The 12,222-nt window shown below is 42.2% G+C and carries 9 protein-coding genes; 5 read left to right on the top strand and 4 right to left on the bottom strand.

Translation table 11 applies throughout. The features are described from left to right. Positions 1-578 (bottom strand): nitrilase-related carbon-nitrogen hydrolase (locus tag JWQ85_RS05280; RefSeq protein WP_299465043.1); only part of this gene is annotated, 578 nt, incomplete at its 3' end. 27 nt (positions 579-605) lie between these two features. Further along, positions 606-1,088, bottom strand: coding sequence for an MSMEG_0572/Sll0783 family nitrogen starvation response protein (locus JWQ85_RS05285; protein ID WP_299465046.1), 483 nt, complete (start codon positions 1,086-1,088; stop codon positions 606-608). Between the two features lie 890 nt (positions 1,089-1,978). Here JWQ85_RS05285 and JWQ85_RS05290 point away from each other — a divergent pair. Next, positions 1,979-2,407, top strand: coding sequence for a hypothetical protein (locus JWQ85_RS05290; RefSeq protein WP_299465049.1), 429 nt, complete (start codon positions 1,979-1,981; stop codon positions 2,405-2,407). 459 nt (positions 2,408-2,866) lie between these two features. On the opposite strand, the gene JWQ85_RS05295 is transcribed toward JWQ85_RS05290, so the two are convergent. Then, the gene (locus JWQ85_RS05295) at positions 2,867-3,448 is read right to left on the bottom strand and encodes an RNA polymerase sigma factor (RefSeq protein WP_299465052.1); all 582 of its coding nucleotides are present in this window, start codon (positions 3,446-3,448) and stop codon (positions 2,867-2,869) included. Positions 3,449-3,871: 423 nt separating this feature from the next. Here JWQ85_RS05295 and JWQ85_RS05300 point away from each other — a divergent pair, with 423 nt between their 5' ends. The 4 genes from JWQ85_RS05300 (at position 3,872) to JWQ85_RS05315 (ending at position 11,600) form a co-directional block, all read left to right on the top strand. Next, a complete protein-coding gene (locus tag JWQ85_RS05300) occupies positions 3,872-5,020 on the top strand; it encodes a FecR family protein (RefSeq protein ID WP_299465055.1) in 1,149 nt (382 codons plus the stop codon). 200 nt (positions 5,021-5,220) lie between these two features. Next, the gene (locus JWQ85_RS05305) at positions 5,221-8,529 is read left to right on the top strand and encodes a TonB-dependent receptor (RefSeq protein WP_299465058.1); all 3,309 of its coding nucleotides are present in this window, start codon (positions 5,221-5,223) and stop codon (positions 8,527-8,529) included. A 10-nt stretch (positions 8,530-8,539) separates the two neighbouring features. Continuing rightward, complete coding sequence (locus JWQ85_RS05310) at positions 8,540-10,336, top strand: RagB/SusD family nutrient uptake outer membrane protein (protein WP_299465061.1); 1,797 nt, start codon at positions 8,540-8,542, stop codon at positions 10,334-10,336. A 64-nt stretch (positions 10,337-10,400) separates the two neighbouring features. After that, positions 10,401-11,600, top strand: a complete 1,200-nt coding sequence (locus JWQ85_RS05315; RefSeq protein WP_299465064.1) for a glycoside hydrolase family 99-like domain-containing protein — start codon at positions 10,401-10,403, stop codon at positions 11,598-11,600. A gap of 159 nt (positions 11,601-11,759) precedes the next feature. On the opposite strand, the gene JWQ85_RS05320 is transcribed toward JWQ85_RS05315, so the two are convergent. Next, positions 11,760-12,140 (bottom strand): hypothetical protein, encoded by a 381-nt coding sequence (locus tag JWQ85_RS05320; RefSeq protein ID WP_299465067.1) that lies wholly within the window; start codon positions 12,138-12,140, stop codon positions 11,760-11,762. Positions 12,141-12,222: the final 82 nt, after the last annotated feature.

Here is a 12,222-nt window from a genome sequence, read left to right on the forward strand (position 1 = left end):
CCTACTAATGAGCCGGGGAATTGCCCGCAATGTATTTCTTCATGGTCAGCCATCAGCGCATAACGGGCCAACGGGTTATAATGCTCCCAGCAAGCCAGGGCACCAATACGGGCAATCTTAGTTTCTACAGCTTTTAGCCCGCTTCCATCACCCTGTCCCCATATCATGCGTTCATGATAAGTTGGCGTTATTTTGCGGCGTTTTAAAACAATCTCACCATCGGTGTCAAATATCAGCTGCGTGTTGTAAAGCGTACCATAATCCCGCTCGTTTACGCCTAAAACAACGACCATCCCAGCTTCTTTTGCAGCAGCTGCAACCATATCCGTTAGCGGACCAGGCACTACCACAGCCTCATCATAAAGTTTTAAATGATCGGCCCCCTGAAGCACCGGCGGCAGGATAAAAGAGAAGTAAGGATAATTGGGTACGCAGGTTTCTGGGAATACAATAATATCCGCGCCCTTTTCCGCACTTGCCCTGATCATGTCACATATCTTTTTTGTTGTGGCATCACCATTGTTCAACACAGGTTTTAATTGTGCAGCTGCTGCTTTAATAATTGTTTTTGATGCCATGATGGAAATGTTTGATTGCAGAATGTACTATACTGTCCAGGTGTCGAAAATGAATGCGCCTTCCTTACGGTGGATTAATTGAATATCCAGTACGTCAAGCGGGCTGATCGGTTTAATACCGGCAAGCAGGTTCGGCTCACCTAAACCATATAGCGCCTGCAAGGCAAAACGGCAGGCGAATACTTTGCCGCCTTCATCCATAAATTTGGTCAGCCTGTCGGAATAAGCCATATGACCGGGGAATGCTTCGTCACCTAATTTAGGAAAGCCACGTAGTACACCCAGGGTAACTCCCGGACCATATAATAAAATAGAGGTGTCAAAACCTTTGCGAAGCAAGCGGGTGGCCGTAAGAATATTCACCAAACCGATGGAACCTTCAAAAGCTACAGTATGGAAAGTAACCAATGCTTTCTGCCCGGCTTCTGCTTTTACATCCTCAAACACCTTCTCTTCATAATCTACAAAGAATTCGCCTTTTTTATTGGCTTCTAATTCAACTTTTGGCATAATTTTTAATTTTAAAATATTTAAAACGAGTTAATTAATTTTATAAAGTAAAAATACGCGTTAGCTCAATTGTAAAAACTGCTTTTTGCGGTATTAATTAGTGAAACAATGGTTATATTTACTGCTTTTTTTATATAAAATAATTTTAATGAAAAATTTAAAGATAAATCATCAACAATTTGATTGTTTTTTTTAATTTACATGTATTTATCTATTTGCTAGTTCAATTTTTATACTTTTTTGGAGAGTTAAAACAGATTCATGTCAATTTTAAATCACTTTTTAACCAAAATTATCTATTTAACATAGATAAGCTTTAAAAAAAGCTATTATTTGTAACTTGAATTTAAACATAACGGTAAAAATACCCTTCAATCAGGATTGCAACTTCGCCAGATTCGGGGTATTGCACCTTGCTACACAGCTTCATTATTAGAATACTGAGTAACCAAAACTATTTTTTGAACAATCTGTCCAGAAAGTCGGTTGCTTTTTTGTAAATTTGGTATATCAAAAGTTCTTTAAAACAGCTCAAATTACCTCAAGTTATCCGATGTCTTAGTCGGTGACTAATAGTATGTGAAATTTATAAATACCTATTATTTAGCGTTATATCGGAATGGTTCGGGTCCCGTCCAGTACGGTAGCCCTACAGTCCCGAACTTCTTCAATTAATGCCCAGCCCGATTAGCACCTTTAAATTTTGCAACAAGTAGTTCGAATTTTGTCCAGTCAGGGCCCTTAAAAAGCACTTCATTTTACTTAGAATGCGCATCTAGTCAATTATATAGTTCGAATTACCTCAGTTCGGGGCTTTAATAAAGTAATCTTGAATTTGTATCAGCATTTTCTTAGGTTTGAGAAAACGACACAGCACCTAAATTTAATTGATGCTATTTACATTCCATATATCCTTTTACGATATTGTGTTCTTTGGTGCTGTAATTATTAGCTTAACCCTATCGCTGTTTTTATGGATCGCCCCTAAGGAGAACCAGTCTGCAAACCGTTCCCTGGCGGCACTAATGACTGTTGTTGCTTTGTGGATAATCCGGATCCTGGCCACCGACATCGATCTGGCAAAATACGGTCCATTATGGAACCGTCTGCCCTTGCGATTTTCAATGGCAATTGGCCCTATGATCTATTTTTACGTACGTCAGATAGCACAGCCAAAGTATACTTTCCGTCGGAAAGACCTGCTGCACTTCATCCCTTTACTGCCTGAATTAAGCGTTCAGGTATTTGCTGCAATACAAAAAACAAAGACGACCCAGGCTATCTGCTATCGGCTATTCCCCCAGTCAATCGTCTCATGAAATTTAAAATAATTGTAAACTTTTAATGGTTCATGCAGATACGGCTCTTTTTTTATTCCATAATGGTTCAACCAATTGAGATATTCTTCATGCTTCGTGAAAACTTTTACAAAGTTGTCACGAGGTATAAGTATAAACCATCCTTCCCCGGCGTCCTGGTGATTTATAAGGGTGTTTACACAAGAAGCGAGATATAAACAAATAGTTATAAATATGGCCTACCGTCGTGATCGTCACAAACCGACATCATCGACGCCCTCCGCCATCGCGTATTGGAAACCCGTAAACATAACCCGATCGTTGAAATCAAATAATACGAAAAACATCATTCATTTATCGTCACCTGTTTCATCTCGACCGGAGCACTGCTTGGCGCCACAAAAGCAGCTAATCCCTGGCCTCGCTTTGGCATAATACTATTAGTACGGCTGTTATCATATCCAGATTTGCCAGATCTTGCTATCCTTTAATAATATGCCTAATAATGTCATGGGAAATCAATAACATCAATCCGGTAAGTTCAAGATTGTTCCGGATGATCTTCAAAGCCCTGGTAAGGTTGGCTTCGACGCCTTTTTCCGAGATATTCATTGCAGATGCGATCTCAGCATTCTTCATACCTCCTTCGCGGCTGTATTTGAACACCAGCCTACATCTCTCCGGCAGATTTTCAATTACACCATCAATATACTCTTTTAAAAATAGGGCATCCAATTTTTCTTCATCAAGGCAAATATCGCAGAATTGATAATTTGCTTCAGCCAGCTTACTTCGGTGATGTTCCTTGCGATAGTTTTTAAAAATCACAAATTTTATTTTTGTAGCTAAAAAACCGCCTACATTCACGATATTAAAATTGTTTCTTTCTTTCCATAATGCAATAAAAACTTCATGGACTATGTCTTCAGCCTGAGCCTTATCATTTGTGTTGTTCCATGCGATTAATACAAGTTTTTCCCAGTATCTTTTATAAAGTTCTGTAAACGCGTGCCGATTTCCCTCCTGTAAAAGGCTCATCAGTTCCTGATCAGATAAAATCATACATTTCATCAGCTTAATAATTGGTAAATAATATATTTCATAAAATAATATACCTATAATCATTATTTGTGGCTATCGAATTTCAAACTCTTTGATCAGCTAAATCATCGTCAAGACGCGCCGTCAGGATTATTGAAACGACCGTTGAACAATAAACCCTGGCGATTTTAAAGAATAAAAAAGATGTGACTGATAATGCTGCCGTCGGTATAATTGGTTAAAACAAATTTATTTGCTATACCTCCAAGAACTGTACCCCACTGTTTGTAGTAAAAACCTAAAAATCATAGCTGACGGCTCAAATCGCATTTCTATCGATTTTTTTTAAGATCAAAACATAAGTAAAAAATTACAAAATACTTCTTTCTCAGTATAGGGTGTAACGCTTTTCGCAGACACATGTCTGTATAAACCAATTCTAAAGTGGATAAGCAAAGAATCAACTACTTATTACAAAAATATACCCAAGGAACCATAGACGACTTTGAAAAGAAGGAACTCATGGGTTCATACCATGAGATATCCTTTCAAGATACAGAATACCCTGACGACCGGGCAGCAGTCAGCGAACGCATATTGCGCCGTCTTCATAACGAGATTGCTGATGATAAGCCAAACACACACGCAAAATTGTGGAGAATATCTGCGGCTGCTTTGGCATTCATCCTGTTATCGGCAGGCGTTTATGTGTTAAAAAGGCCAAAAATCGAAGAGCAGGCGTTTGTTAAGCCTGTTATAAAAAAGCAAACAATTTTACCGGGGGCTAATGTGGCCATGTTAACGCTTGGCAATGGAAAAATCATCTCATTAAATGCGGTAAGTAAAGGCAAACTGGCTATGCAGGGAAATACCGTGATTACAAAAAATACGGACGGACAAATATCTTACCAGGTAATCAATGATAGGAAAAATGATATTACTAAAGAGCCAATTACTTATAACACACTGACGACACCACCCGGAGGACAATTCAAAATCACCTTACCTGACGGAAGTAATGTTTGGTTGAACGCGGCATCATCAATTAAATACCCAAGCAGGTTTAATGGTAACGAAAGGCATGTTGAATTACATGGCGAGGCCTATTTCGAAATTTTTAAAAATAAAAATATTCCGTTTACAGTGACGGCTGAAAATATAGCTATCAAAGTATTGGGTACTCATTTTAATGTGATGGCTTATAAAAATGAGCCTGCTATAAATACCACTTTGCTTGAAGGATCTGTATCGTTAAGTGCTAAAAACAGCCACGCCCTTCTTTCGCCAGGCGAGCAAGCGGTGCTCAGTATGGGTGCAGAGAAGATTCAAGTGAGCAATGTGAATGTAGATGATGCGGTAGCCTGGAAAAACGGATATTTTTCTTTCAGAAAGACAAATATCCGGACAGCGATGAACAAAATAGCAAGATGGTATAATGTAGATGTTGAATATAGGGGAAACGTAAATAACAAGGTACTTGGAGGAACCGTATCACGGGCCGAAAATATTACCGAGCTGTTGAATTATTTAGAATTAACGGGAATAGCAAAATTCAAAATCGACGGAAGGAGGATAGTAGTTATATGTAATTAACACAACTTTTAGGTGCTATCTATAAAACCAGGAACGTTCCACCGCTCCTGGTTTAGCAGCAATGGGAGCTGCATTAGATAACAGGCACGATAGCTTCGAAACAATCAATTACCAATTAACCTAATAACCAAATGTATAAAAATTTTACAAAAATTTTCTGCAGGGCCCTTTCCTGCGATAAACCTGATATTTTTTTTAAAATGAAACTAATCTTTGTCCTCTGCATATGCGCATTTATGCACGTTTCCGCGGCTACATACGGACAAAAAAACATTACGTTAAATGTAAAGAAGATATTATTTGAACAGCTGTTGGATAGCATCAGCCAGCAAAGCGGTTATCATTTTCTTTTCGATGAACAGATACTTAGCCAGAGTAAACCGGTAACCCTAAATGTAAAAAATTTGCCTTTTGAAAAGGTGTTGATCCGGTGTTTTAAAGAACAGCCTTTTACCTACGTGATCAAAAATGGGAATGTTATTATAACCGGTAAAAACAAGTTAATTACCCCGCAGATGACCAATGCCGTTGCCATCACCGTTACCGGGCGGGTTAATGACGAAAAAGGCGAACCTTTGCCCGGGGTAAGTATTTTGGTTAAGGGTACTAAACGGGGTACGGTCACCGGGACAGATGGAAAATACACGGTCTCGGGCTTAAATACTGACGCGGTACTGGTTTTTAGCTTTCTGGGTTATGCTACCAAAGAGATACCGGTTGCCGGGCAAACTTCGATAAATGTAAACCTCTCACCACAGGCCGGGACACTCAACGATGTGGTGGTAGTTGGTTACGGTATGCAAAAGAAAGTAACCCTTACCGGTTCGGTATCGTCTGTTAAAGGCGATGAGTTAACCCAGGCGCCTGTAGCCAGCACCATCAACACGCTCGCGGGAAGGCTTCCCGGGTTAGTCTCGCAGCAATCAACCGGGCAGCCCGGCGCAGACCAGGCATCTATCAGTATTCGCGGATTCGGCCAGGCGCTTTGGATCGTTGATGGGGTTGAATCAAACTTTAATAATATTGATCCAAACCAGATAGAATCATTAAGTATCCTTAAAGACGGTGCGGCCTCTATATATGGCGCGCGGGCCGGTAATGGTGTTGTATTAGTGACAACCAAACGGGGAAAAGAAGGAAAGCCTGACATCACATTTAATTCATCGTATTCCTTACAAGGTAATACTTTGATGTCAAAGCCGGTTAATTCAGGTCAGTATGCAGAGATAACCAACCTGTTCTACACTAATCAGGGAAAGCCGGCGCCTTATACGCCGGATCAGATTCAGAAATACTACGCAGGCGGTGACCCTGCCTACCCGAACACCAACTGGCAAAAAGTTGCTACGCGGTCCTGGGCTCCGCAAACACAGCAAAATCTCTCTGTACGCGGCGGCAGCGACCAAATCAAATATTTCGGGTTTTTCGGCTACCTTAATCAGTCGCCTATGTGGAAAACAAACGGCGGCAATTATAACAGGTATAATCTTCAATCCAATTTAGACGCGAAGGTCAATAATAATTTATCTGTCCAATTACTTCTTTCCGCCGTAAGTGAATCGAATTCGCAGCCGGTCCGAGGCCAGGGGATAGGTGTCAATACATTATGGCAGGATTTATGGAATTCTTTACCTATCTACCCGGAAAGGTTGCCGGACCCATCTAAATACGCTTATGCCAACGGCCAGGGAGTGGGCAGTATCGCTCTTGTATCTAACGAGGATATAGCCGGTTACGACCGGTTGAACACGCAGAATGTGAAAGGTACCTTTATAGCTGATTATAAAATACCTGCCATCAGCGGCCTAAGCGCCAAAGCTTTTGTGAATTATGACAAGACTTACGCTACCGACAAGAATTTCTCTAAGCCTTATAGCTTCTATACATACGATTATTCAACAAATGCCTATACACTGGCCGGGGCGCTTGGTTCACAAGCCAAGCTAACTTATCAGGAAACGCAATCCCGTAATCTAACGGGACAATTCTCATTGAATTACGACCATGTTTTTAATACTGACCACCACATCACAGCGCTTGCGCTTTACGAGGTAATCGATTATAATACCAGCTATATTATCGCCGGAAGAGATAATTTTTTAACACCTGCTATCGAAGAGCTGTATGCCGGCGCGGTTCCAACGAGTGTGGCTAACAGTTCTGCGTCTGAAATGGGCCGCGCAAGCTACGTTGGCCGATTGAAATACTCGTATAAAGAAAAATATCTATTGGAATCGACCTTGCGGGCGGATGCGTCTGCAAAATTTGAGTCAAATAAGCGGTGGGGTTACTTCCCAAGTATTTCATTGGCCTGGCGGCTGGACCAGGAAAATTTCATAAAAAACCTAAAAGGTATCGACGAGCTGAAACTTAGGGCAAGCTACGGAAGTTCGGGCATCGATAACGTAGGAAATTTCCAATATCTCACAGGATATCAGTTTAACGGAACCTGGCTTATAGGCAATAATACGCTGCCCGGCATCGCCTCTACAGGTTTAGCTAATCCAAATCTCACCTGGGAAAAAATAAATATTTATAACCTGGCTGCTGATTTTTCTTTTTTTAACAGAAAGTTGTTCGGTACCGCTGAAGTATTTTACAGAACCCTTTCAGGTATGCCCGCCACGAGAGTATTGTCACTTCCAAACACATTTGGCGCAGTGCTGCCGGCTGAAAACCTGAATAGCCAGAACAACCGCGGCTTCGACTTCAGTTTAGGCACCAGTGGTAATGTAGGCGATTTGAGCTATCAGGTTAGCGCGAACTTATCATGGACGCGCGCAAAATGGAATCATTATGAGCAACAGGATTATACCGATCCGGATCAAAAGAGACTTAATCAATTGTCCGGGCAATGGACAAACCGAACTTTTGGCTACCACGCGGAGGGACTGTTTACCAGTCAGCAGGATATTGATAATTTGAAGTTTACCTACCCGGGCGGCAATGCCGCATTAAGGCCGGGCGATATAAAATTTGTTGATGTGAATGGCGATGGTAAGTTAGATTATCGTGATCAGACGCAAATAGGTACAGGTACTGTGCCGGAATGGATGACCGGGGTTAACATCAGCCTGAAGTACAAAAACTTTGATCTGCAATCTCTTTTACAGGGCGCTTTTAACTATTACAACACTGTTTATTTGTATCACGGTGGTTTAAATTATTCTCAGGCTTTTTATGAAAACATGTGGACGGAACAGAATAATACGGCTGATGCGACCCCGCGGATCTCAGGAGCCGGCACAAATAGCTTATTCAACAACCTCTACTTTAAAAAAGCAAGCTATATGCGGTTGAAGAGCCTGGCCATAGGTTACAGCTTTCCAAAGAATATGTTGGCCAAAGCAGGTGTCCGTAACCTGAGAGTTTACCTGGCAGGCACAAATTTATTTACCATTAATCCGCTCAAAAAATATGGGATTGATCCGGAGGCTCCGGATGGTCAGGCGGGATATTATTATCCGCAACAGAGGACTATTTCATTAGGATTAAATGTAACGCTATAAATAAAATATTATGAAAAGAATTATTTCGCTGACCTTTCTAATCAGCATTTGCATATGTTTTTCCTGTAACAAGGAAGTATTAAATAAAAAACCGCTTGGCATCATTTCCGATGCTGACGTTTTCAAAGATCCGGCGTTGATAAACGCTTACCTTACCCAGGTTTATTACGACATGCCCATTTTGGGAAATGATTGTAGTGCAAGTGGCCCTAACGATGGTGACGGAGGCTGGCACGCCTTTGATATTAATGACGTTTCTGACGAGAGCTTCCCGCAATTCAGGGACTGGAACCCCAGTAATGCGTTTACCTTTAAATATGGCAATTTAAATATTAACGGGGGCTTACTTGACTGGTGGGGGTACAACACAGTGCGCGAGATCAACCAATTTCTCGAAAAACTGCCATCTTCCCCCCTTCCGGCAGATCAGGTAAAATCAAAACTGGCTGAAGCACGATTTCTAAGGGCATTCTGTTACTTTTCTATGGTTAAGCGCTATGGCGGCGTTCCTTTGATCACCAAAGTTCAGGATGTCAATGAGCCGGGTTCAACACTTTTTCCGCCAAGAGCAACTGAACAGAATATTTACGACTTTATTATTTCCGAGATCGATGCGATTGCAAATGATCTACCTGAGGTGGTAAGCGCCGACAATTTAGGAAGACCATCAAAATATGCCGCTCTTGCCTTAAAAAGCCGCGCGGCGCTATATGCCGGAAGCATAGCTCAATTTGGCACGGTCGAATTAAACGGCATTGTAGGAATACCCGCAACAGCGGCCAATACCTACTATCAAGCATCGTATGACGCCTCGGAAGCCATTATTAAGAGTGGTAAATTCGCGCTTTACAATGCTGATCCGAACAAGACAACCAATTTTAGAAACATTTTTTTGGTTAAAAACAACAGCGAAGTAATTTTTGCCAAGCGTCATGACAATGTTAACCAGGCTACCGGCGGAAACGGCTGGGGCGTTGATTTTTTTAATTGTCCAAGGCCGCAGGCCTGGGGCCGCGGCCTGTACGAACAGGCCTATCTTGAACTGGCCGAATCTTTCGAACATACTGACGGAACTCCCGGAACGTTGGATCGTACTGCTATTGAAGGTAAAATAATGACAACGGATGAGTTGTGGGCCAACAAAGACCCTCGTTTTTACGCAACCTTTTACACGCAAAATACAAGCTGGAAAGGAAATAACCTTGATTTTCATGCGGGCATCCGCCTTCCTGACGGAACGATCAAAACGGATGGTGCCTACAACGGCATTGCAGCTACCGGCGAACAGGATTACCAGGGAACCGGTATAGGTGTCTTAAAATATTTAGACGAAAACCATGATAACATGGCCGGCGCCAACAGCGGCTGGGCGACCTCCGCTCAGGACTGGCTGATCTTCAGGTACGCGGAAATTTTATTAAACAACGCGGAAGCTTCATTCGAGTTGGGAAATACGGCCGATGCCCTCAGTTCGATAAACCAGATCAGGAGCCGGGCCGGAATTGCACCATTAGCCAGTTTAACACGCGACAAAATCCATCATGAGCGCAAGGTAGAACTTGCTTTTGAAGGACAGCGCTACTGGGATGTACGGAGATGGCGTACCGCTGTACATGATCTTTCTGTCCGTTGGTCGGGTATACGCTACATTCTTGATGGTGCAACAGGAAAATACCAGATACAGTTCATCAAGAACGTTGATGGTACTTCAAACATTCCGCAATTCAGAAAAGAAAATTATTATTTGCCACTCACTGTCGGAAAAACATCTAATAATAAAAATCTGGTTGAAAACCCCGGCTATTAAAACGGAATAAAAAACAATAGCCATTTGGTAATCTATAGTTAAACATGACTAAATAATAAGTTACATGAGAACACGAAACGAACGTATTTTTAATAAATTTTTATATACTGCCTTTTTACTTATTGGTAGTGTAACAGCTGTAAATGCACAGCAGGCAAATCAGCGGTACGATGTGGCGGCTTACGTTTGGCCGGCTTACCAGCCCGATGCAAGGTTTAACGACATAGGTGTTTTTAAAGACGGGAAAGGCGAATGGGAAGCTATTTATAATGCAAAACCGAAGTTTAAGGGACATAACCAGCCGCATGTTCCGTTATGGGGATACACAAACGAAGCCGACCCAAAAGCGGTAGCGCAAAAGATCGACGCTGCGGTATCGCACGGTGTAAATGTATTTATTTACGACTGGTACTGGTATGATGATAAGCCATTTTTAGAAAACGGCTTGAATAAAGGTTTTTTAGGGGCATCCAATAATCAGAAAATGAAATTTTACCTGATGTGGGCCAATCACGATCATAACAGTTACCTGGATTATACCGCTGCCGATAAAACTAAGATTTACTGGCGTGGTGGAGTAAACAGGGCAACATTTAATAATATCGTAGCCCATGTGATCAAAGATTATTTTAGCAAACCCAATTATTATAAAATCAACGGAGAACCGGTATTCAGCATCTATGAACTCTCTACATTTATAAAAGGCATAGGAGGCATAAAAGAGGCTAAAGAGGCCCTGGATTATTTTACGCAAAAAACAAAAGAGGCGGGCTTTCCTGGCTTACACCTGCAGGGCGTTTTGTGGTCGGCCATACCAGCTGCGCTTTCCGCAGTACCTGGAGACACGGCCAGTACGCAGAACAACACGATTTTGGATATGGGGCTAAAAAGCCTGACCAACTATCAATGGTGCCATTATGTGCCTTTGGACAGGTATGACAGATGGGGCGATAAAGCAATTGAAGGATGGGCCAAATTCAGCAAAGAATTTACCGTGCCGTTTTTCCCGCATGTGTCTGTTAGCTGGGATCCTAATCCACGCTTCCCGGGTAAGTTACAGGGTATGGTAACTGAGGCGAATCCTGCAGATTTTAAACGTTTTTTACTGCAAGCTAAGGCGTATGCTGATAACCACCCTAATCAACCCAGGTTAATCACCATTAACGCCTGGAATGAATGGGCCGAAGGCAGTTACCTGGAACCGGATAAACAACATGGCTTTAGTTACCTTAATGCCGTGAAGGAAATATTTCTGAAAAAATAGTAGTTAATTTAACCGGGGGTAAGCGGGTCACAAGGGCATTGACACCCGCCCCCCCGGTTCTGCTGGCTGCGGGTAGCAGAACCGGGGGCCGGTCGCTTACGGTTGTTAAGTGGTCCATCAATAGCGGAAGATTTATCCTTAAATGAGATATCTTTAAATTTAGAGTTGCGGGCGCAGCCTCTCTTTTTCGCGGTAATCCCGGACGATATTTCGGTAGGAAAGACCAGTAATGACAACCGCGATAAAAGCTGTGACAATAAAAAAAGCCGGTAATATGCTGGTATAACGATTCAACGTGGCGGTGCATTTGGACAGCAGTACCTTTTCGTCTGCGTCGACCCGTGCAACAGCATCCCGCAATCCATCCATCGCAGACTTGCCCGCATCCAGATCGGCAGCAACGATCGGCTCACCACGTTGCTTTTTTTCTATAAGGGTTTGCAGGATGGCCAATCGCTCCTCTATAATTCGCCGGATGGTACGCGGCGGTTTTCCCGGCACCCGCATCATAGAGCTGTGAATAGCCATTCTGATCGCCATGCATATTAATGCCCCTTAGATGAAGTAAATAAGATCACTTTTTACAAACGCCGCACGTTTTACCATCCTTCGCGCAACGTTT

The organism is Mucilaginibacter sp., from assembly GCF_028288105.1.
In the GTDB taxonomy this organism is placed as follows: domain Bacteria; phylum Bacteroidota; class Bacteroidia; order Sphingobacteriales; family Sphingobacteriaceae; genus Mucilaginibacter.